The sequence below is a fragment of the Kitasatospora sp. NPDC101183 genome (genome assembly GCF_044767945.1).
Taxonomy (GTDB): Bacteria; Actinomycetota; Actinomycetes; order Streptomycetales; family Streptomycetaceae; genus Kitasatospora.
The window spans coordinates 21,046-46,282 of sequence record NZ_JBIWOW010000014.1 but is presented as its reverse complement, the minus strand read 5'-3'; the positions used below and the strand labels follow the sequence as shown (position 1 = coordinate 46,282).

Here is a 25,237-nt window from a genome sequence, read left to right as displayed (position 1 = left end):
GTCTTCAAGTGATCAGCATCGGATCAAGGTCGGATCAGGTTCGAACGTCTCCGGTCATCCCCTGTGGAATCCGCCGCCCGCTCCCTACCTTCATGAGCCACAGCCACCACAACCACGTCACCGACTCACGGGAGGACAGCCACCATGGCGGACCTGGAGACGTCCCTGAAGCAGGCCATGACGATCGACGGCGCGATCGGCGTCGCCCTGGTCGACTACGGCAGCGGCATGGCCCTCGGCAGCCTGGGCGACGGCAACGAGCTCGACCTCAACGTCGCCGCGGCCGGCAACACCGACGTCGTGCGGGCCAAGATGCGGGCGATGGAGATGCTCAACCTCCACGACAACGAGATCGAGGACATCCTGATCAGCCTCACCAGCCAGTACCACATGGTCCGGCCGATCACGACGCCCAGCGGGCGCGGCCTGTTCCTCTTCCTGGCACTCAACCGCGGCCGCTCCAACCTGGCGATGGCCCGCCACCAGCTCAAGCTGATCGAGACCTCCCTGGAGATCTGACACGTCCGAGGAATCCGACCGGAGGGAGCGTCGTGACGGTGGCGCTGTACCAGGCCAAGGCCGAGTTCTTCCGGATGCTCGGCCACCCCGTCCGCATCCGGGTGCTGGAACTGCTCCAGGCCGGGCCCACGCCCGTGCGCGGCCTGCTCGCCGAGCTGGACGTGGAGCCGTCCAGCCTGTCCCAGCAGCTCGCGGTGCTGCGCCGGTCGGGCATCGTCACGGCGACGCGCGAGGGCGGCACGGTGGTGTACGCGCTGGCCGGCGGGGACGTCGCCGACCTGCTGCGCTCGGCCCGGCGCATCCTCACCGGGCTGCTCGCCGACCGCAGCGTCCTGCTCGCCGAACTGCGCGCGACCGGCGAACGCCCGACGGGCTAGGGCGTGTCTTTCGGATCACGTCGGATCAGCGGGCGTCGTTGGGGTGCGTGCATCGGCGGCGCCGAGGAGGGAGTCCATGCGGAGCATCGGCGACTGACGAGAAGCCGGCGAGGTGCGTGCCCCGGCGGCGTCCGCCTGGCGTGATCCGAAAGACACGCCCTAGGCCTGCGCCTACGCCTTCAGCAGCCCCGCCAGCCCGTCCGCCAGCCGCTCGTACTCCCCGGCCCGGTTGTACAGCTGCGCGCTGATCCGCAGCACCCCGCCGCCCTCCCACGGGCGGACGGCGACGCGGGTGCCGAGCCGCCGCCACACCTCGCCCATGACCTCCCGCGCGCCCTCCTCCGCCTCGGCCCACCCGGCGGGCAGCCGCACCGTCCGCATCCACACCCCGGGCGTGGCGGGCAGCGGCCGCAGCCCGGCCCGCTCGGCGAGCACCCGCTGGCCGTACCGGGCGAGCGCCGCGTTGTGCCCGGACACGGCGGCGGCGCCCAGCCCGCGCAGCAGGGCGAGGCCCGCCGGGGCGGCCAGCCAGGGCGTGTAGTCGCCGGTGCCGCGCCATTCGACGCTCGCCGGGAAGCCCCGGTGGTCCTCCCAGGAGACGGTGAGCGGGCGCACCCGCGCCCGCCACTCGGGGTGGACGGCGAGCACGCCGCAGGGGCGCGGGGCGAAGGCCCACTTGTGCAGGTTGCCGAACCAGAAGTCGGCGTCCGGGTCGACGGGCGCGGCCAGCATGCCGGGCGCGTGGGCGCCGTCCACCACGGTGGTCACCCCGCGCCGGCGCAGCTCGGCGAGCAGCCCGGGGCCGGCGACCAGCCGGGCGGTGGGGGAGGTGATCTGGTCGAGGACGGCGACGGAGGTGCGCCCGTCGACGGCGGCGAGCACCGCCTCCCGTACGGCCGCCTCGTCGGGCGCGTCCAGCGGCAGCTCGACGACGCGCAGTTCGGCCCCGGCCTCGGCGGCCCTGCGGGCGGCGGCCCGGTTGACGACGCCGTAGCCGTGGTCGGTGACGAGCACCCGGTCGCCGGGGGCCAGCGGCAGGCTGTCCAGGGCGATGGAGACGGCCTCGGTGACGTTGGAGACGAGGGCGAGGCCGGCCGGGTCGACGCCCAGGTCGGCGGCGATCGCCGTACGGGCCCCGGCGACGCGGGCGGGCAGGTCGGCGAAGAAGCCGTCCGGGTCCAGCTCCTCCTGCGCCCGCAGCTGCTCCCGCAGCCGCAGGACGGGCAGCGGCGGCGCGCCGTACGAGCCGTGGTTGAGGTGGGCCGCGCCCTCGGAGACGGCGAACAGTCCCTCGGCGGCGGGCAGCGGCTCCGGGGCCTCGGCGGCCCACAGCTCTTCCGTCCGGTCCTCGGTCACGACGGCCTCCCCTTCACATGCACGACAGCGTGGTGTGTGACATTTCACATGACATAAGACTGGCAGGTCAACGCCCCGGACGACCACGATCGGCCCATGACCCTCGCCGACCCCTTCCTGGCCCTCAGCGCCCGCACCAACCGGTTCACCTCCGGCGCGCCGCGCGCCCTCACCCTCGCGGAGGACGGTACCCGGCTCCTCCTGCTCCGCTCGACCGGTTCGGACGATCCCGTCGACCGCCTGTACCTGCTGGACGCCGCCACCGGCGAGGAGCGCCTGGTCGCCGACCCGACCGCCCTCGCCCCCGACCGCACCGGCGCCCGCGACGAACTCCCGCCCGTCGAGCGGCGGTTGCGCGAGCGCGTCCGGCTGACGGCGGCCGGCATCGGCACCTTCGCCGCCACCCCCGACCTCGCCGTCGCCGTCTTCACCCTCGACGGCCGCCTCTTCCGCACCGAGACCGCCACCGGCACCACCGCCGAACTCCCCGTCCCCGCAGCGGCGTTCGACCCCCGCCCGGACGCCACCGGCGAGCGCACCGCCTACGTCGCCTCCGACGCCCTCCACGTCACCCCCGACGCCGAGCCGCTCTCCCCCGCCGACGGCGCCCGCTGGGGCGTCGCCGAGTTCGCCGCCGCCGAGGAGCTCGGCCGCTCCCGCGGCCACTGGTGGCGCCCGGACGGCGGAGCCCTGCTCGCCGCCCGCGTCGACGAATCCGCCCTCCCCCGCCGCTACTTCGCCGACCCGGCCGCCCCCGGCGAGCCCGGCGAGGACTTCGCCTACCCGCTGGCCGGCGGCCCCAACGCCGACGTCCAGCTCTGGGTCCTCGGCCTCGACCGCACCCGCGTCCAACTGCGCTGGGACGCCGCCGAGTTCCCGTACGTCTGCGCCGCCGAGTGGGCCTCGGACGGCGAGGTGCTGCTCACCGTCGCCGACCGCCTCCAGCAGAACGTGCTGCTGCTCACCGCCGACCCCGCGACCGGCGAGACCAGTGAACTCTCCCGCACCACCGACGAGTTCTGGGTCGACGACCTGCCCGGCACCCCCGCCCGCCTGCCGGACGGCCGCCTCCTCACCGTCCACGACACCCCGCAGGCCCGCGGCCTCGCCCTCGACGGCAAGCCCCTGGACACCGAGGGCCTCCAGATCCGCCGCGTCGTCGGCCGCCTGGACGGCGCGCTGCTCTGCGAGACCGGCCAGGGCGACCCGGCCGACCAGCACGTCCACCTGATCGACCCGGACGGCGGCGCCCCCGTCCTCGTCCAGGGCGGCCCGGGCGTCCACTCCGCGCTCGCCGCCGGCCTCACCCTGCTCCTCACCTCCGCCACCCCCGACGGCATCCGCCGCACCCTGCTGCGCGAGGGCCGCGAACTGCCGCTCACCGACCTCGCCGCCGCCCTGCCGTACACCGTGCGCCCGCGCCTGGCCCGCGTCACCGAACGCGCCCTGCCCACCGCCGTCGTCTACCCCCGCGCGCACGTGCCCGGCCGGCGCCTGCCCGTCCTCCTGGACGTCTACGGCGGGCCCGGCTTCCAGGCCGTCGCCACCGAGCCGCGCCGCTGGCAGCTGCGCCAGTGGTGGGCCGACCAGGGCTTCGCCGTGGTCACCACCGACAACCGCGGGACCCCGTTCGTCTCCCCCGACTTCACCCGCGCGATCTTCCGCCGCTTCTCCCAGGTCGCCCTGGACGACCAGGTCGACGCCCTGCACGCCCTCGCCGCCCACCACCCCGACCTCGACCTCGGCCGCGTCGGCGTGCGCGGCTGGTCGTACGGCGGCTACTTCGCCGCCCTCGCCGTGCTGCGCCGCCCCGACGTCTTCCACGCCGCCTGCGCGGGCGCCCCGCCCACCGACTTCCGCCTCTACGACACCGCGTACACCGAGCGCTACCTCGGCCTGCCGCAGGACAACCCCGAGGGCTACGCCGACGACTGCCTGATCACCGACGCACCCTCCCTGGACCGTCCGCTGCTGCTGATCCACGGGCTGGCCGACGACAACGTCCACCCCTCGCACACCCTGCTGCTCTCCCAGGCCCTCACCCGCGCCGGCCGCCCGCACAGCGTCCTGCCGCTGCCGGGCGTCACCCACATGACCCCGGGCGGCCTCAACGAGCAGCTCGCCCTCGCCGAACTCGCCTTCCTGCGCGGCGCCCTGGCGTGATCCGTTGATCCCGGACACCCCGGGCTGGCAGACTCCCCCCGCCCAGACAGCACGGACGGGGGAGTTCGCAGAGATGAAGACCGGAAGACCCGAGCACCAGTGGACACCGCTGACGGCGACCAACGCGGGCCTCGCCTTCGGGCTGGAGCTCGCCCTGCTGGCGGCCCTGTGCTACTGGGGTTTCAGGACCGGCTCCAACCTGGCCACCCGACTGCTGCTCGGCCTCGGCGCACCCGTCGCGGCCGGCACGGTCTGGGGCCTGTTCCTCGCGGCGGGCGGCCCGAGGTTCCGCCAGCCGCTCGCCGTCGAGATCGTGCTCAAACTGCTCGTCCTCGGCACCGCCGCCCTCGCCCTGCACGCCACCGGCCACCCCACCCTGGCCCGGGTGTACGGGGCCCTGGTGGTGGTCAGCGTGGCCGTCGAGTACAGCACACGGTGAAACAGGGGCCCCGGCCCGTCCCCCCGACGAAAAGGGACGGACCGGGGCCGGTCTCAGCGGCTCACCGCGCCCGGCGCGCGGTGAGCGAGGCCGTGGCCACCCCGAGCAGGGTGATCCCGGCGATCCCGAAGGTCATGTAGCGGGCGGAGGCCAGCAGGTCCTCCCCGCCCAGGCTGATCAGCGTCCCGGCCAGCGCCGACACCACCGCGTACGAGATCAGCTGGGTCGTGTTCAGCGCGGCGGCCGCCTTGCCGCCCTCCACCGGGTCCTCGCTGCTGCTCATCGCCGCCACGCTCAGGTGCGGGAAGGCCAGCCCGATGCCCGTCCCGGCGAGGAACAGCACGGCCGCCCAGAGCGCGATCCGCGGCCCCGAGGCCTCGCCGGTCTGCAGCAGCCCGTACGCCACCAGGCCGGCCGTCAGCACCACCGGGCCGGTACGGACCGCCCGGGCCCGGCCCGCCGCCGAGGTGATCGTCACGCTGAACAGCTGCGCCGAGGTCCAGCCCGCCGAGATCGCCGCGCCCAGGAACCCGGCCACCAGCGGGCCCAGCCCGCCCAGACCCTGCCCGAACAGCGGGATGAAGTTCTCCGGGATCACTCCGCCGCACAGCACCGCGACGGTCAGGTAGAGCCACTTGAGGCCGTTGCCCGCCCGGTACGTCCGGTGCGGCAGGACGGTCGCCGGGCCGCGCCGCTCGGCCAGCACGAAGCCCACGAGCAGGGCCAGCCCGGCCAGGAGGCAGGCGCCCGTGGCCCAGCCGCGCGGCACCGTCGAGCTGACGCTGAACGCCGCCGCGGCCAGCGTCAGCACCACCAGCGGCACGAGCGGCACCCGCCCCGGGCCCGGCCCGTCGCCGGACGGCCCGGGCAGCACCCGGTGCGCGAGTGCGGCCAGCACCAGCGCCGCGAGCAGCAACAGCAGGTACGCCCCGCGCCAGGCCCCCAGCTGCGCGAACAGCCCGCCCAGCGACGGGCCGACGAGCGTGCCGATGCCCCACATCGCGGAGACCAGCCCGGCCGCCCTGGTCCACAGCCGCTGCGGCAGCGCGCTGCGGATGACGGCGTAGCCGAGCCCGGCCACCAGCCCGCCGCCGAGGCCCTGCACCACCCGGCCGAGGATCAGCGCCGCCATCGACGGGCTGGCCGCGTTGACCACCGCCCCCGCACCGAAGACCAGGAACCCCAGGACGTACGCCCGGGCGGCGCCCAGCCGGTCCAGCAGTCGGCTGACGAGCATGGAGGCGATCACGGCCGCCATCAGGAAGCCGGTGGCCACCCAGGCGTAGTACCGCTCGCCGCCGATGTCGGCCACGATCGAGGGCATCAGGGCGGCGGTGAAGTAGAGGTTCATCGCGTACAGCGCGACCCCGCCCGCCAGGATCGACGCGGCCGCCGCGAACCGGCGGGAGAAGAGTTCGCCCCATCCGCCCGCGCTCTCGGCGGGTGACGGCGTCGTCGGACGACTTCCCTGGTCAGCAGGTATGCCAAGGTTCTTGACGGCAGAGGATTCGCTCACGTCCGATACGCTAGGACTTCAACAGAACTTGAAGTCAAGGACGTCGAGGAGCCGCCATGACCACCGCGCCGGTCGACCTGCTGAGCGTCGGGGAGGTGGCCCGGCGGGCCGGGATCGCCACCTCGGCCGTGCGCTTCTACGAGGAGCAGGGGCTGATCTCCTCCGAGCGCACCACCGGCAACCAGCGCCGCTACCGGCGCCACGTGCTGCGCCGGCTCTCGCTGGTCCTGGTCGCCAAGCGGCTCGGCATCCCGCTCTCCGAGGTCGCCGAGGTGTTCGCCGCCCTCCCGGAGGACCGGATGCCGGGCAAGCACGACTGGGAGCGGATCTCCCGCCGCTGGACGGAGCAGCTGCGCGCGAGGCGGCTCGAACTGGAGCGCCTGGAGGCCGAGTTGACCGGCTGCATCGGCTGCGGCTGCGTCTCGCTGCGCCGCTGCCGGGTGCTCAACCCCGGCGACGAACTCGCCGCCGAGGGGCCCGGCCCGCGGCTGCTGCCCCACCTCGGTGACACGGAGGCGGAGGCCTGAGACCAGGTGGAACCCGGTCGGACGTGGCCCTCATGAGGTTCCCCGCCACGCCCGACCGGGGGTCTAGGGGGTCTGGAGGGCCTCGCCACCCTCCGGGAAGTGGCACGCCGCCTGCCGCTCGCCCGTCCCGACGATCCGCAGCAGCGGCCGCTCCGTGCGGCACACCTCCTGCGCCTTCGGGCAGCGCGGGTGGAAGCTGCACCCCTTCGGCGGGTTCGCCGGGCTCGGCGGGTCCCCGAGAAGGACGATCCGCTCCCGCTCCCGCTCCGCCGCCGGGTCCGGCAGCGGCACGGCGGACAGCAGCGCCCTGGTGTACGGGTGCGCCGGCTCGCCGTACACGTCGGCCTTGTCGCCGATCTCGACGATCCGCCCCAGGTACATCACCGCGACGCGGTCGCAGACCCGCTTGACCACCGAGAGGTCGTGCGCGATGAACACGTACGCCAGGCCCAGCTCCTTCTGCAGGCGCTCCATCAGGTTGACCACCTGGGCCTGGATGGAGACGTCCAGCGCGGAGACCGGCTCGTCCGCGATCACCAGCTTCGGCGAGGTGGCCAGCGAGCGGGCGATGCCGATGCGCTGCGCCTGGCCGCCGGAGAACTCGTGCGGGTAGCGGTCCACGTGCTCGGGGATCAGCCCGACCAGCTCCATCAGCTCGACGACCCGCTTGCGCGCGTCGGCGGCGGAGGAGCCCTGCACCAGCAGCGGCTCGGAGATGATCCGGGCGACCGTCTGCCGGGGGTTGAGCGAGGAGTACGGGTCCTGGAACACCATCTGCAGGTTCCGCCGGTGCGGCCGCAGTTGGGCCTGCGAGAGCCCGCCGATCTCGGTGCCGTCGAAGGTGACGGTGCCCGAGGTCGGGTCGAGCAGCCGGACGAGCATCCGCCCGGTGGTGGACTTCCCGCAGCCGGACTCGCCGACCAGGCCCAGGGTCTCCCCCGCCTCCAGGTCGAAGCTGACCCCGTCCACGGCCCGGATCGGCGCACCGGCCCGGCCGCTGCGGCTGCGCCGGCCGGGGAACGTCTTCACCAGGTCCTTCACGGACAGCAGCGGCATCACAGCACCTTCTCCGAAACACGCACCAGCGGCAGATGACAGGCCGCCAGGTGGCCCGGCCCGAGGGGGCCGAGCTCGGGCCGTTCGGCCAGGCAGCGGGCGTGCTCCTCGGCCTGCGCCGCGGTGGTGCGGGCGCAGCGCGGGGCGAAGGAGCAGCCGGGGGCGGGGGCCAGCAGCGAGGGCGGGGTCCCCGGGATGGCCCGCAACGGGGCGTCGTCGCCGTCGTCGAGCCGGGGCAGCGAGTCCAGCAGCCCCCGGGTGTACGGGTGGGCTGGCTGCGCGAACAGCCGGTCCACGGAGGCCTGTTCGGCGGCCCGGCCGCCGTACATGACCAGCACCTCGTGGGCGACCCGGGCGACGACGCCCAGGTCGTGGGTGATCATCACGACGCCGAGGCCGCGCTCCTGCTGGATGCGGGCGATCAGGTCGAGGATCTGCGCCTGGACGGTGACGTCGAGGGCGGTGGTGGGCTCGTCGGCGATGAGCAGCTCGGGTTCGCAGGCCAGCGCCATGGCGATCATGACGCGCTGGCGCATGCCTCCGGAGAACTGGTGCGGGTACTCGTCCACGCGCCGGGTCGGCTCGGGGATGCCGACCTCGGCCAGCATCTCGATCGCCTTGGCGCGGCCGGCCTTGCGGCTCGCCTTGAAGTGCACCCGGTAGTGCTCGGCGATCTGCTCGCCGACGGTGTAGAAGGGGTGCAGGCTGGACAGCGGGTCCTGGAAGATCATCGCGATCCGCCGGCCCCGTACCGTCCTCAACTCCCGCTCCCCGAGCCCGTTGAGCTCCTGCCCGTTGAGCCGGATCGAGCCCTCGACGGCGGCGCCCTGGTGCAGGCCCATGACGGCGAGCGAGGTGACGGACTTGCCGCTGCCGGACTCGCCGACCAGGCCGAGGGTGCGGCCGGCCTCGACGGCGAAGGAGATGCCGTCCACGGCCCGGACGATGCCGCGCGGGGTGGTGAAGGCGACCTTGAGCCCTTCGACCTCCAGCAGTGCGCTCATCAGTACCTCACTCTCGGGTCGACGAACGCGTAGAGCAGGTCGACCAGCAGGTTCGCGACGACGATGAAGAAGGCCGCGAGCAGGGTGACGCCGAGGATGACCGGCTGGTCCGAGCGGGCCAGCCCGTCGTAGAAGAGCCGGCCGACGCCGGGCAGGCCGAAGATGGACTCGGTGATGACGGCCCCGGCGAGCAGCCCGCCGAGGTCCATGCCGAAGATGGTCAGGATCGGCGTCATCGCGGAGCGCAGCCCGTGCTTGAAGGTGACCGTGCGCAGCGGCAGGCCCTTCGCCCTCGCGGTGCGGATGTACGGCTCGGCCATCGCCTCGATCATCGAGTTGCGGCTCTGGCGCGCGTACATGGCCGCGTACAGCAGGGCCAGCGCGATCCAGGGCAGCAGCAGGTTGGAGGCCCAGTCGAAGGGGTTGTCGGCGAACGCGTGGTACGAGGGGTACGGCAGCAGCCCGGCCGTCCTGACGACGCCCCAGATCAGCATGATCGAGGTGAAGTAGACCGGCAGCGAGGCGGCGCCGACCGAGAGCACCATCAGGGTCCGGTCGGTGAACCCGCCCTTGCGCAGCGCGGAGGTGACGCCCGCGCCGAGGCCGAGGAGCAGCCAGAGCACGGCCGCACCGATGGCGAGCGAGATCGAGACCGGCAGGCGGTCGGTGAGCAGGTCCCAGACCGGGAGCGAGTACTCGTAGGAGTAGCCGAGGCAGGGGAAGCCGCAGTGCACGGCGGTCGGGCCGGTGCCGTACTCGCGGCCGGCGAAGATGCCGATCAGGTAGTCCGCGAACTGCTGCCAGACCGACTTGTCCAGGCCCATCGCCGCCTTCACGTCGGCGAGCCGTTCGGGGCTGCAGGTCTTGCCGCAGGCAGCGGCGGCCGGGTCGTTGGGCAGCAGGTAGAAGATGGTGAAGGTGATGGCGCAGATGGCGAGCAGGATGCCCGCCACGCCGAGCAGGCGGCGGCCGAGGTAGAGGATCACGACCGGCCTCCCCGGGGGTCGAGGATGTCGCGCAGCGCGTCTCCGAGCAGGGTGAAGGCGAGCACGGCGAGGAAGAGGAAGACCGTCGGGATGAGGAAGTACGTCGGGTCGGTCTCGTAGTACTTGATGCTCTCGGCGATCATCTGCCCCCAGGAGGAGGTCGGCGGCCGCACGCCCACGCCGAGGTAGCTGAGCGCGGCCTCGGTGGCGATCATGCCGGGGATCAGCAGCGTGGTGTACGCGATGACCGGCCCGGAGACGTTCGGCAGGATCTCCCTGGTGAGGATGCGCCAGGAGCGGGCGCCGCCGACCTTGGCGGCCTCGACGTACTCGCTGTGCTTGAGCGACAGGGTCTGGCCCCGGACGACGCGGGCGATGCCCGGCCAGGTGAACAGGCCGATCACCATGGTGATCAGCAGGATCCGGTTGACGTCCTCGGCCACCGACATCATGGCGATCATGAAGATCAGCGAGGGGAAGGACATCGTGAGGTCCATCAGCCTGGACAGCACGGAGTCGGTCCGGCCGCCGAAGTAGCCCGCGGCGATGCCGGCCAGGGTGCCGACGACCACGACCAGGACGGTGGCGGTGAAGGCGATCAGCAGCGAGACCTGGCCGCCGTGCAGCACCCGGGCGAACAGGTCGCGGCCGGTGGTGGGCTCGACGCCCAGCCAGTGCCGGGCGCTGATGCCGCCGAAGTCGCCCTTGGGCGTGCCTCCCAGGTAGGAGTCCACGGAGCGCTTGTCGAACTCCTCGGGGGACCAGCCGCCGAGCGAGCTCAGCGGACCGGCCAGGACGGCCGTCAGGAGCAGCACGGCGACCGTCACCAGGCCGAACCGGGCCGAGCCCTTGGCCCACAGCTGGTCCCAGACCAGCCGCCAGGGCCCGCGCCCGACGTCCTTCGCGGGGCCCGCCGCCGCGGCGTCTGCCACGGCGGCGGGCTCAGTGGTGGTACTCATCGGCGGCGGCCCCTCAGCCCTTGCCCTTGGAGGGGTCCTTGAGGCCGATGACGGCGAGGTCGAGCATCCCCGCGAAGCCGGAGTTGCCGAACGCGCCGGCCACGTTGGTGCCGACCATCAGCGGGCGCCGCTGCCACATCAGCGGGACGGCCGGGGCCTTCTTCATGAGGTCCTCGTCCAGCTGCTTCCACGCCTTGTTGGCCTCGTTCACGTCCGTCATGGCCGCGATCTGGTCCATCCGGTCCATCGTGGCCTGGTCGCGGAACTGGCTGTAGTTGCCCTGGTTGCCCTTCTCCTTGATGGTCCGTCCGTCGAACAGGAACGGGAGGAAGGTCGCGGCGGACGGGTAGTCCGGGCACCAGCCGTTGATCGTCAGCTCGGGGGCGTTCTTGGTGTCGCCGAGGGTGTCGGTCACGGCGGACGGGTCCACGGTGTTGACGGTGACCTGCACCCCGACCTTGGCGAGGGACTGCTGGATCGCCTCGGCGCGGGTCTTGTCGCCGAGCGAGACGGTCAGCGCGACCTTGAGGTCGGTCTTGCCGGCCTCCTTGAGCAGCTGCTTGGCCTTCTCCGGGTCCCCGGCGGCCGGGATCTTCAGCGGGTCGGACTTCTCGCCGCCGGTCAGGTTCGGCGGGAGGAAGCTGGTCGCCACGTCGGTCACCGCCGGGCCGCCGAAGGCCGTCACCTGGGCCTCGCGGTCGACGGCCCACATCATCGCCTCGCGGACCTTCGGGTCGTCGAAGGGGGCCTTGGAGGTGTTCAGGTACAGCATGTCCGTGCAGCCGGTGCGCTCGGCCGCCATGCGCGAGCGCACGTCCGCCTTGGGCAGCACCTTGGCGATGGACTCGTGCTGCATCCACGGCATGTTGATGGCGTTGGCGTCGGCGCCGTCGCTCGCGATGATCCGGTCGTCGGCCTGGCCGCCCTTGATGCCCTCGGTGACGACGATCTTGTCCGGGTAGGCCTTGCGGACGGTGTCGGTGGCCTGGTCCCAGCCGGTGCTGCGGACCAGCACCAGCTGCTTGCCGCGGTCGTAGCTCTCGATCTTGTACGGGCCGGAGGAGAACGGCCGGGAGTCGTACTGGGTGCCCTTCTCCTGGGACTGCGGCACCGGGGAGAACGTCGGCAGGGTGACGGTCTGCGAGAACTCGGCGACCGGACGCTTCAGGTGGAAGATGATCGTCTTGTCGTCGGGGGTCTCGATGCTCGACAGGTGCTGACCGGTGAGCGGGCCCTTGTAGTTCTCGCCGTCGGCCAGGTACTGGGCCGCGTAGTCGGGTCCGCCGGTGAGGTCCGGGGAGAACGAGCGCTCGACGTTGTACTTGACGTCGGCGGACTTGATCGGGCTGCCGTCCTCGTACTTGAGGCCGTCCTTCAGGGTGAAGGTCCACACCTTGCCGCCGTCCGAGGACTTGCCCAGGTCGGTGGCGAGGTCGGGGACGATCTCGCTCCCGGCCGCGCCCGGCTCGGACTTGAAGGTGGTCAGCGTCCGGTAGAGCAGCCGGGTGCCGAAGTCCATGTGCGGGACGGTCCAGTTGCGGGCCGGGTCGAGGTGGGCGAAGTCCTGGTTGGTCAGGACCGTGAGGGTGCCGCCCTTGACGGGCGTGCCGCCGATGATCGTGCCGCTCTCCGCCCCCGGCCCCTTCGTGCTGGAGGGCGCAGCGTCGCCGCCGCTGTCGCTCTTGTCGTTCTTGCAGGCCCCGAGACCGAGGGTGAGGGTCGCCGCGAGGGCCGCCGCGAGGGCGGCGTGGGTGCGCCTGGTCATGTAGCAACTCCGCTGTGGATGGCCGGATCTGGCCGCTGCGCTGTGTGACCCGTAACATAGTAATGTGAAATTGCACTGCACAAGAGGTGACAGCCGCCGTTACCGAGCTGTGTCCGTGCCTGTGTCCGTGCCGCGCATCTCCCCCGCCCCGCCCAGGAGTTCATCGTGACCCTCGCCCCAGCCGGCCTGAACACCGGCAGCCACGACCTTCCGGTGTCCCCCGCGCTCGACGCCCACATGGCCACCCAGTGGGCCCCCAGCCCCCTCCCGGCGGACCTCCGGGTCCCCGGCCACGACCTCTTCCCCGGCCGCCGCGCACGGCTTGCGGCCGCCTTCCCCGGCGAGCGCCTCGTCATCCCCGCCGGGCGCCTCAAGGTCCGCTGCAACGACCTCGACTACCGCTTCCGCCCGCACAGCGCGTACACCTGGCTCACCGGCCTCACCGGGGAGGACCAGGCCGACCACGTCCTCGTCCTCGAACCCACCGGGGAGCCGGTGCTGTACGTCCACCCGCGCTCACCGCGCTCCGGCGGGGAGTTCTACCGCGACCGCCGCTACGGGGAGTTCTGGGTCGGCCGCCGCCCCGACCTCGCCGAGACGGCGCAGCTCACCGGGGTGCGCGCCGAACACCTCGACGACCTGGGCAAACTGCTCACCGGATCACAGCCGCCCACCCGGGTGCTCGCCGGGGTCGACCCGTACGTCGACGAGACCGCCGGACGGCCCGCCCCGGGCTCCTCGGACGCCGAACTGGCGGCCGTCCTCGCCGAGTTGCGCCTGGTCAAGGACCAGTGGGAGGTCGGCCAGCTGCAACTCGCCGTCGACCACACCGTCACCGGCTTCGAGGACGTCGTCCGCGCCCTGCCCACCGCCCTGCGCCACCCGCGCGGCGAACGCTGGATCGAGGGCGTCTTCGACCTGCGCGCCCGCGCCGAGGGCAACGGCACCAGCTACACCACCATCGCCGCCTCCGGCGCCCACGCCTGCGTCCTGCACTGGATCCGCAACGACGGCGCCCTCGACCCCAACTCCCTGCTCCTGCTGGACGCCGGCGTCGAGACCGACACCCTCTACGCCGCCGACATCACCCGCACCCTCCCGCTCAGCGGCACCTTCACCCCCGTCCAGCGCCAGGCCTACGACCTCGTCCTGGCCGCCCAGAGCGCCGGCATCGCCGCCCTGCGCCCCGGCGCCCGCTACCGCGACTTCCACAACGCCGCCATGCGCGTCATCGCCGAGGGCCTCGCCGACTGGGGCGTCCTGCGCATCCCCGCCGAACAGTCACTCGCCGAGGACAACGGCCTCCACCGCCGCTACACCCTCTGCGGCACCGGCCACATGCTCGGCCTCGACTACCACGACTGCGCCCGCGCCCGCGCCGACCGCTACCTCGACGGCACCCTCGAGGAGGGCATGGTCCTCACCGTCGAACCCGGCCTCTACCTCCAGCCCGACGACGAGACCCTCCCCCTCGAACTCCGCGGCCTCGGCATCCGCATCGAGGACGACCTGGTCATCACGAAGGACGGCGCCCACCTGATGTCCAGCGCCCTCCCGAGGACGGCGCCGGACGTCGAATCCTGGATGTCCACCCTCCTCGGCTGACCCCGAGCGGACGGTCAAGCCACCTTGACCGTCCGCTCCCCCTGCCGCACCGAGACCTCGACCTCGCCGCCGATCGCGGCGGCGTACGCCCGCAGGTTGTCCAGGCTGTCCACCTGCCCGTGCTCGATCTGCGACACCCGCGCCTGGCTCACACCCATCAGCGCGGCCACGTCCTTCTGCGCAAGACCCGCCGCCTTCCGCAGTTCAGCGAGTTCATGCCCTCGGATCTGGGCCAGCATCTCCTGACGAATCCGGGCCCGCCGCACCTCCGCCTCCGGAGCTCCCAGTTCCGGAAACCGCCTCAGCGCCTCGGCCCTCACCTCGGTCCAACTACGCCCCTTCACGAGCGTGCTCCGTTCCGTTGCTCCTCCACGTAATCCGCGTAGCGCTCTTCCGCCAGAGGAATCGACTTGTCGTACCACTCCGACCACCGGCCAGACTTGTCTCCCGCCACCAGGATGATGGCCTCCCTCTCCCGGTCGAAGACGAAGAGCATGCGCACCTCGGTACCGCCTGACGACCCCGGCCGCAGTTCCTTGAGATTGTGCAAACGACTGCGGTGGATGAGGTCCACCGCCGGCCGTCCCAGCATCGGCCCCACGTCGGCCAACAGGTCCAGTGCATCCAGAATGCCGTCCGCCGTCTTGGGGTCGTCCTCGCAGATTTGCAAGTACCACTCCTCCACCGGCGCCAGAAGCGTGATCTCCCACATAGTCGCCAACTTTAAGTTGGCCCTTATAAGCTACCGCGCGCCTTCCCATTCAATCCACCCATCCGAGGGACGACACGCCCATCCCCCGCGCGCCCTCCGCGCTACCCCCGCGCCTCGCGCCACAGGGCCGCCACCACCCGCTCCGCCGGGCCCGAACGGGCCCGGCGGTGGGCGGTGCCGGCCCAGAGGTGCATCGCCGTGGTGTCGGCGCGGCGGGCGGCGGCCGTGCGCAGGGGGGCGGTGAGGTGGTGGACCTCGGGGTAGGCGGGTGGGGCGTACGGGCCGTGGGCGTCGATGAAGGCGTTGCGCAGGCCGCGCGCCGGGCGGCCGGTGAAGGCGCGGGTCACGATCGTCTCCCCCGAGGAGACCAGCGCCTCCCGGTGCGCCTCCGAGGCGCCGGACTCGTCCGTGCGCAGCAGCGCCGTCCCCAGCTGCACCGCCACCGCCCCCGCCCGCAGGGCCGCCGCGATGGCCTCACCGTCCCCCAGCCCACCGGTGGCGATCAGGGGCAGCGTCGTCACCGCCCGTACGACTGGCAGCAGTTGGAGCAGCGGAAGCTCCCCGGGAACATCGGCCACCCGGTGGGTGCCCCGGTGCCCGCCCGCCTCCGGCCCCTGGACGCAGAGCGCGTCCATCCCGGCCGCCTCCGCCGCCCGGGCCTCCTCCGGCGTGGTCACCGTGCCGATCTGCAGGCTCCCCGCCGACCGCACCGCCGCCGCCTCGGCCGCGCCCGGCAGCCCGAAGGTGTACGAGACCACCGGCACCGGGTCCGCGACCAGCGCGGCGATCTTGGCCTCCCAGTCGTCGCGGTCCGGCGGGATCGCCGAGGGCAGCGCCACCCCCCACCGCTCGCCCTCCGGCCGCAGCCGCTCCCGGTACGCGGCGACCGCCCCGGCGTCCCCCGGCGCGGAGGGCACGAAGAGGTTCACCCCGAACGCCCCGCCCGTCAACTCCCGCACCGCCGCGACCTGCTCGGCCATCGCCCCCGCACTCCGGTACCCGGCCGCCAGGAACCCCAGCCCTCCCGCCCGGTTCACCGCCGCCACCAGCTCCGGGGTGGAGGGCCCGCCCGCCATCGGTGCGCCGATCACGGGCACGGCGAGCTGATCGAGTCGGACGGTGGCCATCGGAGACTCCTCACACAGTCGCGGACCCCCACCGTACGCTCAGCGGATCAGCCCCCGCCCCCGCGCCTCCCGCACCGCCGCCGTGCGCGAGTCCACCCCCAACTTGGTGTAGATGTGCACCAGATGCGACTTCACCGTGGCCTGGCTCAGGTGCAGCCGCTGGCTGACCTGCTGGTTGGTGAGCCCGTCCGCGACCAGCCGCAGCACCTCCGTCTCCCGGCCGCTGAGCGCCGCGGCCGGCGTGCGCATCCGCTCCAGCAGCCGGTCCGCGACGCTGGACGCGAGCGCCGAGCGCCCCGCCGCCGCCGAGCGGACGGCCTGCGCCAGCTCCTCCGGCGGCGCGTCCTTGAGCAGGTACCCGGTGGCGCCCGCCTCCAGCGCGGGCAGGGTGTCGGCGTCGCTGTCGTACGTGGTGACGACGAGCACCCGCGGCGCCCCGGCGACGGCGGTGATCCGGGCGGTGGCCTGCGCCCCGTTGAGCGCCGATCCGGGCCCGAACTGGAGGTCCATGAGCACCACGTCCACCCCGCCCTCCAGGGCGAGTTCGACGGCCCGTTCCGCCGTGGCCGCCTCCGCGACGATGGCGAAGTCCGGCTCGCCCTCCAGCACGGCCCGCAGCCCGGCCCGCACCACCGGGTGGTCGTCGGCGATCAGCAGCCGGATCACGCGCTCCCCTCCCCGAGCGGCAGCTGCACGGCCAGCGCCGTCCCCTCCCCGGGCGCCGACTCGACGGTGAAGCTCCCGCCCAGTGCCCGCGCCCTGGCCCGCATCGAGGGCAGCCCGAACCCGCCGTCGCCCCCGCCCGTACGGCCGGCGACCGCCGCCGGGTCGAACCCGGCCCCGTCGTCGAACACGTCCAGTGCCACCTCGCCCTCCATGTAGCTGAGCGTCACCTCGGCGTGCGAGGCCCCCGCGTGCTGAACGGTGTTGCCGAGCGCCGACTGCGCGATCCGCAGCAGCGCCACCTCCTGCGGCACGGGCAGCCGCACCGGCTCCCCGGAGACGTGCAGGTGCACGGCGAGCCCGCTGTGCGCCGTCGTGGTGGCGCACAGCCGCTCCAGCGCGACGGGCAGCGGGTCCCCGTCGAGCGCGGGCGGGGTGAGCGCCCGGACGAAGCGCCGGGCCTCGTCCAGGTTGTCCTGCGCGGCCTGCCGCGCCTGCTCGACGTACCCGGAGGCGGCGTCGGTGCGCTCGGGCAGGGCCCGCTGGGCGGCGCGCAGCAGCAGCTGGATGGAGCTGAGGCTCTGCGCGAGGGTGTCGTGGATCTCCCGGGCGAGCCGCTCGCGCTCGGCGAGCACCCCGGCGGTGTGGTGGGCGGCGTCGAGGTCGGCGCGGGTGGCGGTGAGCTCGTCGATGAGCCGGCGCCGCTCCTCGCTCTCCCGGTAGAGCGCCTGGTAGCCGAGGACGGTCGCGGTGGCGACGGCGGCGCCGAGGGCGGGCCCGATGGAGGCGGCGAAGCTGAACCCGTGCAGGTGCCAGGACCAGGCGACGATCGAGGCGAGCGCGGTGAGGGCGACGGCCGTGAGCCCGCCCCGGCGCCCGAGCAGGTGCAGTTCCAGGAAGTACAGCGGGAACGCCAGCCACACGCCGTCCTGGGTGGCGACCAGCACGCCCACCCAGGTGACCCCGAGCAGCGCCATCCACAGCGCCGCGGCCCGCCGCGACCGCTGGACGGAGGCGAGCCTCGGCCCCACGGCGTAGCAGACGGCCATCGCGGAGGCGGCGGCGCCGACGGCGAGCGGATCGCCGTCGCGGCCGAACACGGCCCGGGCGACGGCGAGGACGAGCAGGCCCGCCACGAGCAGGTGCAGGCAGACCTGGAGGACGCGGGCGACGGGGGTGATACGGGGTCGTTCGGTCGCCATCCCTCCAGCCTAGGGTCCTCGCCCGGGCGCGGCATCAATCAAAAGGTTGAACTCCGGCTCTGCCCTTCGATGCCGAGGATGCAATCCCGCGTGCGATGCCCCGGGGCCCCCGCCGCCAGCAGGCTGGAAGCGTCGGAAACCACCTGTGCAGAGGAAGGCCAGCACCGTGTTCGTCGCCTGGAGGGACCTGAGGTTCGCCAAGGGCCGGTTCGCCCTGATGGGTACCGTCATCGTCCTGATCACCGTCCTGGTCGGCCTGCTGTCCGGGCTGACCGCCGGGCTCGGCCGGCAGAACATCTCGGCGATCACCGGCCTGCCCGCCGACCACCTGGTGTTCGGCAGGCCCGCGGACGGCCAGAAGCTCTCCTTCACCGACTCCCAGGTGACCCAGGAGCAGTGGCGGGCCTGGGCGAACGAGCCCGGCGTCACCTCGGCCCAGCCGATCGGCATCACCACCACCAAGGCGGCCGCCGGGCAGCGCACCGCCGCCCTCTCCGTCTTCGGCGTCCCGGAGGGCTCCCCCCTCGCCCCGCACGGCTCCGAGATCGCCTCCCGTCAGGCGGTGCTCTCCACGACCGCCGCCGAGAACCTCGGCCACCTCTCCCCCGGCGCCGACTTCACCCTCGCCGGCCTCCGCCTCACCGTGGCCGCCGTCGACGGCGACGCCGCGTACAGCCACACGCCGGTCGTCTGGACCAGCCTCGCCGACTGGCAGCGCATCGCCCCCGACGGCAAGGACCACGCCACCGTCCTCGCCCTCTCCACCGGCAAGGGCGCCGACCTGGCCGGCGCCGACGCCCGCCACGGCACCGTGACCCGTACGAAGGACGACGCGCTGTCCGCGATCGGCTCCTACACCTCCGAGAACGGCTCGCTGCAGCTGATGCGCGGCTTCCTGTTCGCGATCTCGGCCCTGGTCATCGGCGCCTTCTTCACCGTCTGGACGATCCAGCGCAGCGGCGACGTCGCCGTCCTCAAGGCCCTCGGCGCCTCCACCCGCTACCTGCTGCGCGACGCCCTCGGCCAGGCCGTCCTGCTGCTGGTCCTCGGCACCCTGGCGGGCACGGCGATCGCCTCCGGCTTCGGCGCGCTGATCGGCTCCGCCGTCCCGTTCGTCCTGGACGCGCCGACCGTCCTCCTCCCGGCCCTCGTCATGATCGCCCTCGGCGCGATCGGCGCCGGCCTGTCCATCCGCCGGATCACCTCCGTCGACCCGCTGACCGCCCTCGGGAGCGCCCGATGACCCTCGAACTCGATCGCGTCACCCTCACCTACCCGGACGGCGACGGCCGCCTCACCGCCCTGGACGAGGTCTCCCTCAGCGTCCCCAAGGGCTCCGTCACCGCCGTGATCGGCCCCTCCGGCTCCGGCAAGTCCAGCCTCCTGGCCGTCGCCGCGACCCTGATCACCCCGGACTCCGGCCGCGTCGTCGTGGACGGCACCGACACCACGGGCCTCGGCCGCGCCGAACTCACCGCGCTGCGCCGCACGCGCATCGGCATCGTCTTCCAGCAGGCCAATCTGCTGCCCTCGCTCACCGCCGTCGAACAGCTCCAGGTGATGGCCCACCTCGACGGCCGCAACCCCCGCGAGGCGCTCCCCCGCGCCCTCGACCTGCTCGACTCCGTCGGCCTGCGCGACCAGGCCGCCCGCCGCCCCCACCAGCTCTCCGGCGGCCAGCGCCAGCGCGTCAACATCGCCCGCGCCCTGATGAACGACCCCACGGTGCTGCTCGTCGACGAACCCACCAGCGCCCTCGACCACGAACGCGGCGCCGCCGTCCTCGACCTCCTGACCACCCTCACCCACCGCCGCGCCACCGCCACGGTCCTGGTCACCCACGACCGCACCCACCTCACCGCCATCGACCAGATCGCCGAGGTCCGGGACGGCAGGCTGACGCTCCCGGCCACCGTCGTCCGAACCCCCTGAAGAACGCACAGAGGCGCGAGCAGCCCGCACCGCTGCCCGCGCCCACAGGGGTCGGTCGTGCTCTAGACCTTGGAGATCAGCAGGTCGTCCACCACCAGGGTCACCGTGGCCCCGATCGACCCGGGCAGCGTGAACGACTGCCCGGGGTGGTGAACGGCGTGCACCCGGTACTCCCGGCCCTGCGGCTCGGTCAGCACCATGACCCGTCGGTTCCGCCGGTCGACGATGACGTAGACGGGCACGCCCGCTCCGGCGTACAGCGGCGGCTTGGCCTTCAGGTCCGCCCTGTCGTTCGACGAGGTCACCTCGACCACGAGCCGGAACACCGCCGGGTCGTAGCAGTTGCGCTCCATCAGATGGTCCGCGTAGTCGGCGTCGACGATCGACAGGTCCGGGATCGCGTAGTCCGACGGGCCATCGGGCAGCCAGAGCCCGATGCCCTGGATCACCCTGGTCGCCCGACCGTGGAGGCCGGCGGCGAGGAACGGAACGCTGGCGTTGGTGAGGGCCTCACCGTGCTGGCCGTCCGGGGGCGGCGTCACTGTGATCTGTCCTCCGAGGATCTCGACCCGGTGCCCCACGAGCCGCTGCGCGACCAGCTCCGCCTCCTCGAGCAGTGTCATCTGCCCGAAGGGTTCTTCCACTGCTGCGGCGGACATGGAGTCCCTCCTGACTGCCGATGTCGGGACCATCATCGTAGAACGCGGGCCCTTTCCGGCACCCGATCCTCACCCTTCACCCAAACGGGTGGTTTACCCCTACCGCGCCCGCAGCCGCAGGGCCGGCCGGCCCTCCTCGGCTTCGCCCTCGCCCGCCCAGAGGGAGCGGATGTGGCTCAGGTGGCGCGTCATGCACTCCTCGGCCGCCGCCGCGTCGCCCGCGATCATCAGGTCGAGCAACTCCAGGTGCTCCTGCGCCGACGACACCAGCTGCCCCTGCTCGTCGAGCCGGGTCAGCCCGTACAGCCGGGAGCGCTTGCGCAGGTCCCCGACCACGTCGACGAGCCGCGCGTTGCCGGCCAGCCCCAGCAGGTCGAGGTGGAACTGCCGGTCCGCCTCCAGGTACCCGATGAGGTCGTGCTTGCGCGCGGCGGCGACGATCGCCTCCGCCTGCGGCCGCAGCCGCTCCAGCTGCTCGCGGGTGGCCGTGCGGGCGACCCGGCCGACGGTCGGGACCTCGATGAGGGCGCGGATCTCGGTGTAGTCGTCGAGGTCGCGCTCGGTGAGCTCGGTGACGCGGAAGCCCTTGTTGCGGACGGCCTCGACGAGCCCCTCGCGCGCCAGGTCGAGCATGGCCTCGCGCACCGGGGTGGCGGAGACGCCGAAGTCGGCGGCGAGCGCGGGCGCGGAGTAGACGACGCCGGGGCGCAGCTCACCGGAGATGAGGGCCGCGCGGAGTGCGTGGGCGACCTGGTCGCGGAGCCGCTCCTGGACGGAGATCAGGGTGCGGGGTTTGAGGTCGGCCATGGTGTTCCTCCGGGTGGGTGCAGGACACCAGTGTACAATGTCACGTTACGTTGCGTGCGCGACCGTCCACGTTCCGAACCCCTGCGCGACACATCGTGACAGCGACAACGCGGCCTGACAACGGAAAACGGCACACGACCTGCAACCATCCGCCGAGGGAGCACAGTTGGGCATCGAGATCGCGCTGTACGACGGCCACCCCAAGCGCAGCCGCCTGCCCGCCCGCTCCCTGCACCTGTCGACGGCCCACGGCCCCGCCCTCGCCGAGGCCCTCGCGGCCCACGCCGCCCCCGGCGGCCGCCTCGGCGCGGTCGACCCGTACGGCGACACCCTGCTCAACGAACAGGACGCGGCGGTCGCCTTCGACGAGGCGACCGCCCTGCTCGCCCGCTGCACCACCGAGGGGCAGCGGGCGGCAGTCCGCGACCTGCGCAACCTGCTCGCCAACTGCGCGGCCACCCCCGGCAGCTGGCTCATCTTCCTCGGAGACTAGAGCTCGGGGACTACAGCGAGGAGCGGTACACCTCCGCCGCCACCGCCAGGTCCTCCCAGGCCATGCCGACGCTCTTGAAGAACCGCGGCCGCCCCTCGGGCACCAGCGCGTCCCCGCGCACCAGCTCCGCCAGGTTCCACACCTGCCGCCCGCCGACGCCGGCCATGATCAGGTCCCCGGCCTCCCGCTCGGCCACGGCCCGCGCCTCCACGTACAGCTCGGCGCGCCGCACCAGCGCCTCGTCCACCTCCCGCGCGTCCGGCTCGTGCGAGCCGACGGCCGCGACCGCCGCGTGGTCGGGCACGGCCCCGCCGTCGAACAGCGGGGTGCGCGCGGTGGTGCAGCACACCACCACGTCCGCCCCGGCGACGGCCTCCGGCGTGCCCACCGAGGAGGCGAGCCCGAGGCTGCGCCCGTACGCGGCCAGCACCTCCGCCCGCTCGGCGTTGCGCGCCACCACGGTGAGCCGGGTGAGCCGACGCAGCGCCAGCAGCGCGTCCAGGTGCCCGTACGCCTGCGGACCGGCGCCGAACAGCACCAGGTGCGCGGCTCCCGGGTCGGCCAGCCGCCCCAGCGCGGCGGCCGTCACGGCGGGGGTGCGCAGCGCGGTGAGGGCCGCGCCGTCGAGCAGCGCGAGCGGCTGCAGCGTCGGCCCGTCCAGCAGCAGGTAGCTGCCGGTGATCCGGGGCAGCCCCCGCTCGGGGTTCGCGGGCGCGACCCCGGCGATCTTCACCCCGGCGTACGGCCCGGCGGCGGCCGGCATCAGCAGCAGCTCCCCGGCGGGCACGGGTACGGCCGACCGGGCGGGTGCCGGCTCGGGGTCGAACCCCTCCCGCAGCACCCGCTCGATCGCCCGCACAGCGTCGACGGGCCCGACCCCGCCGACACCCGGTACGGCGTACTGGAGCGGCACAACCGCCGTACCGGGCTGTTCCATTGACCTCGCGGCGCTCACAGCAGGAACCCCGCTCCCAGCTCGTCCCCGTCCTCCAGCAGGAAGGCGTGCTCGCCGGTGCGGTGCGCCGTGCCGGTGACCTCGGTGACGACGCCCTCGCCCAGGGGGTCGCCCCCCGCGAGGACCCGCCCGCCGAAGACCGTCCCGATGATGGACTCGTGCCGCAGGTCTTCGCCGGGCGCGAGGCGCCCCTCGGCGGCGAGGATCGCCAGCCGGGCGGAGGTGCCGGAGCCGCAGGGGGAGCGGTCGATCTGCCCGTCCGCGAAGACGGTGACGTTGCGCTGGTTCAACACCCCGTCCTCGGCGCCGAGTTCGTCGTGGAGGATCACCCCGTAGACCCCGGACAGCCGGGGGTCCGTCGGGTGCGCCACCGCGGCCGTCCCGGCCAGCAGGTCCCTGATCTCCCGCCCGGCGGCGGTGAGTTCGGGCAGCCGGCCCGGCTCCACGGCCAACCCGAGGGCGGCGGCCGGCACCGAGGCGTAGCAGGCGCCGGAGTGCGCCACGGCGACCTCGACCGGGCCCCAGGAGGTCTCCAGCGGGAGCTTCAGCTCAGCGACCCGGGTGGGCACGTTGCGGAAGGTCACCCCCGTGGTCCGCCCGCCCGAGCGGTGTACCAGCGCGGTCACCCGCCCCGACGGCACGTCGATGCGCACCCGCGCCGTCCCGTCCTCGGGGGCGGCGACGAGCCCGGAGTCCACGGCCCACGCGCCGAGCGCGATGGTGCCGTGCCCGCAGGCCGTCGAGTAGCCGTCCTTGTGCCAGAAGAGCACGCCCAGGTGCGCCTCCTCGTCGTCCGGCGGCACCAGGAACCCGCCGTACATCCCGGCGTGGCCGCGCGGCTCCTGCGCCAACAGCTGCCGCACGCGGTCGAGTTCGCTGGGCCGGGGGGCCGTCGCGCTCCCGCCCGCGCCGATCGCGATGGCCCGCCGCTCGGCGACGGTGTCGCCGGGGATCGCGGGGACGCCGTCCAGCACGATCCGGAACGGCTCCCCGGCCGTGTGGTAGTCGACCGTCCGCACCCGCATCACAGGCTCCCGCCCGGCAGCACGCTGACCGTCCGGCCGACCGTGTAGAAGTCCAGTGCGGCCCGGCCCTGTTCGCGGTCGCCGTGGCTCGCGCCCTTGGTGCCACCGAAGGGCAGGTGGAAGTCCACGCCGCTGGAGGGGGCGTTGACCCGGATCATGCCCGCGTCCAGCCGGTCGGCGGCGGCGAGCGCCGCGTCCAGGCCGCGGGTGTGCACCGAGGTGGCGAGGCTGTGCGGGGTGTCGTTGGCGAGTTCGATCGCCTCGTCCAGGTCGGCCGCCGCGTGCAGCACGGCGATCGGGCCGAAGAACTCCTCGCGCGCCAGCGGGTGTTCGGCCGGGACGTCGGTCAGCAGGGTCGGCTCGACGTACCAGCCGGGCCGCTCGGGCACGGCCCCGCCGTGGAGCAGCGTGGCCCCGGCCTCGACGGCCGAGACGACGGCGCCGACCAGCCGCTCCCGCGCGCCCGCGTTGATCACGGGCCCGCACACCGAGTCGTCCACGGCCGCGAGCGCCTTGACCAGCGCCTCCTTGAGCGGCCCGTACGCGGCGCCGACGGCGATGATCCGGCTGGTGGCGGTGCACTTCTGCCCCGCGTACCCGGCGACGGCCGCCGCGATGTGCTCGGCGGCCAGCGCGATGTCGGCATCCGGCAGCACCAACGCGGCGTTCAGCCCGCCGAGTTCGGCCTGCACGGGCGTCCCGCGCTCGGTGGCGGCCCGCACCACGGCCCGGCCGACCCCGGTGGAGCCGGTGAACGACACCACGTCCGCCGCCTCCACCAGCGCGGCGCCCTCCTCGGCCCCACCCGGCAGCACCGTGAACACGTCCTCCCGGAGCCCGGCCGAGACGGCCAGCTCGGCGAGCCGCAGCGCACAGGCCGTGGCCTCCGGCGCCGGCTTGAGCACCACCGTGTTCCCGACGGCCAGCGCCGGAGCCGCCTTCCAACTCGGGATCGCCAGAGGGAAGTTCCAGGGCGCGATCAGCCCGGCCACCCCGTACGGGCGCCGCCGGGTGAGCAGCAGCCCCGGCCCGCCGGCCGTCTCGTGCACCTCCCCGCCGGCCGCGTACGGCGCCTGCGCGTAGTAGCGCCAGATCGCCGCCGTCCGCGCGACCTCGCCGCGCGCCTCGGCGAGCGGCTTGCCGACCTCGCGCACGATCAGCGCGGCCAGCTCCCCCGCGTGGGCGTCGACCGCGTCGGCGATCCGCCCGAGCGCCGCCGAGCGGGCGCCCGCCCCGGCCCCGAGCCAGCCGCGTTGCGCGGCCCGCGCCCGCAGCACGGCGGAGCGCACGGCCTCGGCGCCCGGTTCCTCCACCGAGACGACGAGGTCGTCCGGGTCGGCGGGGTTGTAGGAGGTGATGGTCATGACTATCGGCCCTTCAACGGCTTGAC

At 73.6% G+C, this 25,237-nt stretch carries 26 protein-coding genes; 9 read left to right on the top strand and 17 right to left on the bottom strand.

Going from position 1 to position 25,237, the window contains the following annotated elements; genetic code table 11:
* The first annotated feature begins 144 nt into the window (after nt 1–144).
* Nucleotides 145–519: a hypothetical protein gene (locus ACIRRS_RS20670; protein WP_402972604.1), complete on the top strand. Its 375-nt coding sequence runs from the start codon at nt 145–147 to the stop codon at nt 517–519.
* Nucleotides 520–551: 32 nt separating this feature from the next.
* Nucleotides 552–896 (top strand): ArsR/SmtB family transcription factor, encoded by a 345-nt coding sequence (locus ACIRRS_RS20665; protein ID WP_402972602.1) that lies wholly within the window; start codon nt 552–554, stop codon nt 894–896.
* Nucleotides 897–1,067: 171 nt separating this feature from the next.
* On the opposite strand, the gene ACIRRS_RS20660 is transcribed toward ACIRRS_RS20665, so the two are convergent.
* Nucleotides 1,068–2,252, bottom strand: coding sequence for an aminotransferase class V-fold PLP-dependent enzyme (locus tag ACIRRS_RS20660; RefSeq protein WP_402972601.1), 1,185 nt, complete (start codon nt 2,250–2,252; stop codon nt 1,068–1,070).
* Nucleotides 2,253–2,348: 96 nt separating this feature from the next.
* Here ACIRRS_RS20660 and ACIRRS_RS20655 point away from each other — a divergent pair, with 96 nt between their 5' ends.
* Entirely contained in the window at nt 2,349–4,415 is a 2,067-nt protein-coding gene (locus ACIRRS_RS20655; RefSeq protein ID WP_402972600.1) for a prolyl oligopeptidase family serine peptidase, read from the top strand.
* Nucleotides 4,416–4,488: 73 nt separating this feature from the next.
* The gene (locus tag ACIRRS_RS20650; RefSeq protein ID WP_402972598.1) at nt 4,489–4,854 is read left to right on the top strand and encodes a YrdB family protein; all 366 of its coding nucleotides are present in this window, start codon (nt 4,489–4,491) and stop codon (nt 4,852–4,854) included.
* 61 nt (nt 4,855–4,915) lie between these two features.
* Here the strand turns inward: ACIRRS_RS20650 and ACIRRS_RS20645 are convergent, their stop codons facing one another.
* Entirely contained in the window at nt 4,916–6,370 is a 1,455-nt protein-coding gene (locus ACIRRS_RS20645) for an MFS transporter (protein WP_402972596.1), read from the bottom strand.
* Nucleotides 6,371–6,426: 56 nt separating this feature from the next.
* On the opposite strand from ACIRRS_RS20645, the gene soxR reads away from it, so the two are divergent.
* On the top strand, nt 6,427–6,897 hold the full coding sequence (gene soxR, locus ACIRRS_RS20640; protein ID WP_402972594.1) for a redox-sensitive transcriptional activator SoxR: 471 nt from the start codon (nt 6,427–6,429) through the stop codon (nt 6,895–6,897).
* A gap of 63 nt (nt 6,898–6,960) precedes the next feature.
* Here soxR and ACIRRS_RS20635 read toward each other — a convergent pair whose 3' ends face one another.
* From ACIRRS_RS20635 to ACIRRS_RS20615, 5 genes are read right to left on the bottom strand one after another with little or no spacing between them, the layout of a single operon-like run.
* Entirely contained in the window at nt 6,961–7,953 is a 993-nt protein-coding gene (locus ACIRRS_RS20635) for an ABC transporter ATP-binding protein (protein ID WP_402972593.1), read from the bottom strand.
* Nucleotides 7,953–8,957 carry an ABC transporter ATP-binding protein gene (locus tag ACIRRS_RS20630; protein WP_402972591.1) on the bottom strand — a complete coding sequence of 335 codons (1,005 nt, stop codon included), beginning with the start codon at nt 8,955–8,957 and terminating at the stop codon, nt 7,953–7,955. The genes ACIRRS_RS20635 and ACIRRS_RS20630 overlap by 1 nt, the downstream gene beginning before the upstream one ends.
* Nucleotides 8,957–9,943: an ABC transporter permease gene (locus tag ACIRRS_RS20625; RefSeq protein ID WP_402972589.1), complete on the bottom strand. Its 987-nt coding sequence runs from the start codon at nt 9,941–9,943 to the stop codon at nt 8,957–8,959. The genes ACIRRS_RS20630 and ACIRRS_RS20625 overlap by 1 nt, the downstream gene beginning before the upstream one ends.
* The gene (locus ACIRRS_RS20620; RefSeq protein WP_402972587.1) at nt 9,940–10,902 is read right to left on the bottom strand and encodes an ABC transporter permease; all 963 of its coding nucleotides are present in this window, start codon (nt 10,900–10,902) and stop codon (nt 9,940–9,942) included. The genes ACIRRS_RS20625 and ACIRRS_RS20620 overlap by 4 nt, the downstream gene beginning before the upstream one ends.
* 13 nt (nt 10,903–10,915) lie before the next feature.
* Complete coding sequence (locus ACIRRS_RS20615; protein WP_402972585.1) at nt 10,916–12,667, bottom strand: ABC transporter substrate-binding protein; 1,752 nt, start codon at nt 12,665–12,667, stop codon at nt 10,916–10,918.
* Between the two features lie 165 nt (nt 12,668–12,832).
* Here ACIRRS_RS20615 and ACIRRS_RS20610 point away from each other — a divergent pair, with 165 nt between their 5' ends.
* Nucleotides 12,833–14,272, top strand: a complete 1,440-nt coding sequence (locus ACIRRS_RS20610; protein ID WP_402972584.1) for an aminopeptidase P family protein — start codon at nt 12,833–12,835, stop codon at nt 14,270–14,272.
* Between the two features lie 14 nt (nt 14,273–14,286).
* Here ACIRRS_RS20610 and ACIRRS_RS20605 read toward each other — a convergent pair whose 3' ends face one another.
* The 5 genes from ACIRRS_RS20605 to ACIRRS_RS20585 all read right to left on the bottom strand — a co-directional run bounded on the left by ACIRRS_RS20605 (nt 14,287) and on the right by ACIRRS_RS20585 (nt 17,976).
* Complete coding sequence (locus ACIRRS_RS20605) at nt 14,287–14,592, bottom strand: XRE family transcriptional regulator (protein ID WP_402972932.1); 306 nt, start codon at nt 14,590–14,592, stop codon at nt 14,287–14,289.
* Between the two features lie 20 nt (nt 14,593–14,612).
* Nucleotides 14,613–14,984 carry a type II toxin-antitoxin system RelE/ParE family toxin gene (locus tag ACIRRS_RS20600; protein WP_402972582.1) on the bottom strand — a complete coding sequence of 124 codons (372 nt, stop codon included), beginning with the start codon at nt 14,982–14,984 and terminating at the stop codon, nt 14,613–14,615.
* A gap of 101 nt (nt 14,985–15,085) precedes the next feature.
* A complete protein-coding gene (locus ACIRRS_RS20595) occupies nt 15,086–16,111 on the bottom strand; it encodes a nitronate monooxygenase (RefSeq protein ID WP_402972580.1) in 1,026 nt (341 codons plus the stop codon).
* Between the two features lie 39 nt (nt 16,112–16,150).
* The gene (locus tag ACIRRS_RS20590; RefSeq protein ID WP_402972578.1) at nt 16,151–16,777 is read right to left on the bottom strand and encodes a response regulator; all 627 of its coding nucleotides are present in this window, start codon (nt 16,775–16,777) and stop codon (nt 16,151–16,153) included.
* A complete protein-coding gene (locus ACIRRS_RS20585; RefSeq protein WP_402972576.1) occupies nt 16,774–17,976 on the bottom strand; it encodes a sensor histidine kinase in 1,203 nt (400 codons plus the stop codon). Before ACIRRS_RS20585 ends, ACIRRS_RS20590 begins: the two co-directional genes overlap by 4 nt.
* A gap of 166 nt (nt 17,977–18,142) precedes the next feature.
* On the opposite strand from ACIRRS_RS20585, the gene ACIRRS_RS20580 reads away from it, so the two are divergent.
* Both ACIRRS_RS20580 and ACIRRS_RS20575 read left to right on the top strand, forming a co-directional pair.
* Nucleotides 18,143–19,219, top strand: a complete 1,077-nt coding sequence (locus ACIRRS_RS20580) for an ABC transporter permease (RefSeq protein WP_402972574.1) — start codon at nt 18,143–18,145, stop codon at nt 19,217–19,219.
* A complete protein-coding gene (locus tag ACIRRS_RS20575) occupies nt 19,216–19,908 on the top strand; it encodes an ABC transporter ATP-binding protein (protein ID WP_402972572.1) in 693 nt (230 codons plus the stop codon). Before ACIRRS_RS20580 ends, ACIRRS_RS20575 begins: the two co-directional genes overlap by 4 nt.
* A gap of 62 nt (nt 19,909–19,970) precedes the next feature.
* Here the strand turns inward: ACIRRS_RS20575 and ACIRRS_RS20570 are convergent, their stop codons facing one another.
* Together ACIRRS_RS20570 and ACIRRS_RS20565 are read right to left on the bottom strand one after the other, a co-directional pair.
* Nucleotides 19,971–20,567 (bottom strand): Uma2 family endonuclease, encoded by a 597-nt coding sequence (locus ACIRRS_RS20570; RefSeq protein ID WP_402972571.1) that lies wholly within the window; start codon nt 20,565–20,567, stop codon nt 19,971–19,973.
* A gap of 99 nt (nt 20,568–20,666) precedes the next feature.
* On the bottom strand, nt 20,667–21,374 hold the full coding sequence (locus tag ACIRRS_RS20565) for a GntR family transcriptional regulator (protein WP_402972569.1): 708 nt from the start codon (nt 21,372–21,374) through the stop codon (nt 20,667–20,669).
* Between the two features lie 166 nt (nt 21,375–21,540).
* On the opposite strand from ACIRRS_RS20565, the gene ACIRRS_RS20560 reads away from it, so the two are divergent.
* Entirely contained in the window at nt 21,541–21,867 is a 327-nt protein-coding gene (locus tag ACIRRS_RS20560; RefSeq protein ID WP_402972567.1) for a hypothetical protein, read from the top strand.
* 10 nt (nt 21,868–21,877) lie between these two features.
* Here ACIRRS_RS20560 and ACIRRS_RS20555 read toward each other — a convergent pair whose 3' ends face one another.
* Genes ACIRRS_RS20555 through ACIRRS_RS20545 form a run of 3 tightly spaced genes read right to left on the bottom strand, consistent with a single transcriptional unit; the run spans nt 21,878 to nt 25,211 of the window.
* Nucleotides 21,878–22,780, bottom strand: coding sequence for an ornithine cyclodeaminase family protein (locus ACIRRS_RS20555; protein ID WP_402972565.1), 903 nt, complete (start codon nt 22,778–22,780; stop codon nt 21,878–21,880).
* A gap of 38 nt (nt 22,781–22,818) precedes the next feature.
* Nucleotides 22,819–23,847 carry a proline racemase family protein gene (locus tag ACIRRS_RS20550; protein ID WP_402972564.1) on the bottom strand — a complete coding sequence of 343 codons (1,029 nt, stop codon included), beginning with the start codon at nt 23,845–23,847 and terminating at the stop codon, nt 22,819–22,821.
* Complete coding sequence (locus ACIRRS_RS20545) at nt 23,847–25,211, bottom strand: aldehyde dehydrogenase family protein (protein WP_402972563.1); 1,365 nt, start codon at nt 25,209–25,211, stop codon at nt 23,847–23,849. Before ACIRRS_RS20545 ends, ACIRRS_RS20550 begins: the two co-directional genes overlap by 1 nt.
* Between the last annotated feature and the right edge of the window lie 26 nt (nt 25,212–25,237).

Excerpts from the sequence above, each read along its gene's own strand:
- ACIRRS_RS20670 (WP_402972604.1), top strand. The coding sequence starts at position 145 with ATGGCGGACCTGGAGACGTCCCTGAAGCAGGCCATGACGATCGACGGC.
- ACIRRS_RS20655 (WP_402972600.1), top strand. The coding sequence starts at position 2,349 with ATGACCCTCGCCGACCCCTTCCTGGCCCTCAGCGCCCGCACCAACCGG.
- ACIRRS_RS20650 (WP_402972598.1), top strand. The coding sequence starts at position 4,489 with ATGAAGACCGGAAGACCCGAGCACCAGTGGACACCGCTGACGGCGACC.
- soxR (WP_402972594.1), top strand. The coding sequence starts at position 6,427 with ATGACCACCGCGCCGGTCGACCTGCTGAGCGTCGGGGAGGTGGCCCGG.
- ACIRRS_RS20635 (WP_402972593.1), bottom strand. The coding sequence starts at position 7,953 with ATGCCGCTGCTGTCCGTGAAGGACCTGGTGAAGACGTTCCCCGGCCGG.
- ACIRRS_RS20630 (WP_402972591.1), bottom strand. The coding sequence starts at position 8,957 with ATGAGCGCACTGCTGGAGGTCGAAGGGCTCAAGGTCGCCTTCACCACC.
- ACIRRS_RS20620 (WP_402972587.1), bottom strand. The coding sequence starts at position 10,902 with ATGAGTACCACCACTGAGCCCGCCGCCGTGGCAGACGCCGCGGCGGCG.
- ACIRRS_RS20615 (WP_402972585.1), bottom strand. The coding sequence starts at position 12,667 with ATGACCAGGCGCACCCACGCCGCCCTCGCGGCGGCCCTCGCGGCGACC.
- ACIRRS_RS20600 (WP_402972582.1), bottom strand. The coding sequence starts at position 14,984 with ATGTGGGAGATCACGCTTCTGGCGCCGGTGGAGGAGTGGTACTTGCAA.
- ACIRRS_RS20595 (WP_402972580.1), bottom strand. The coding sequence starts at position 16,111 with ATGGCCACCGTCCGACTCGATCAGCTCGCCGTGCCCGTGATCGGCGCA.
- ACIRRS_RS20585 (WP_402972576.1), bottom strand. The coding sequence starts at position 17,976 with ATGGCGACCGAACGACCCCGTATCACCCCCGTCGCCCGCGTCCTCCAG.
- ACIRRS_RS20575 (WP_402972572.1), top strand. The coding sequence starts at position 19,216 with ATGACCCTCGAACTCGATCGCGTCACCCTCACCTACCCGGACGGCGAC.
- ACIRRS_RS20570 (WP_402972571.1), bottom strand. The coding sequence starts at position 20,567 with ATGTCCGCCGCAGCAGTGGAAGAACCCTTCGGGCAGATGACACTGCTC.
- ACIRRS_RS20565 (WP_402972569.1), bottom strand. The coding sequence starts at position 21,374 with ATGGCCGACCTCAAACCCCGCACCCTGATCTCCGTCCAGGAGCGGCTC.
- ACIRRS_RS20550 (WP_402972564.1), bottom strand. The coding sequence starts at position 23,847 with ATGCGGGTGCGGACGGTCGACTACCACACGGCCGGGGAGCCGTTCCGG.
- ACIRRS_RS20545 (WP_402972563.1), bottom strand. The coding sequence starts at position 25,211 with ATGACCATCACCTCCTACAACCCCGCCGACCCGGACGACCTCGTCGTC.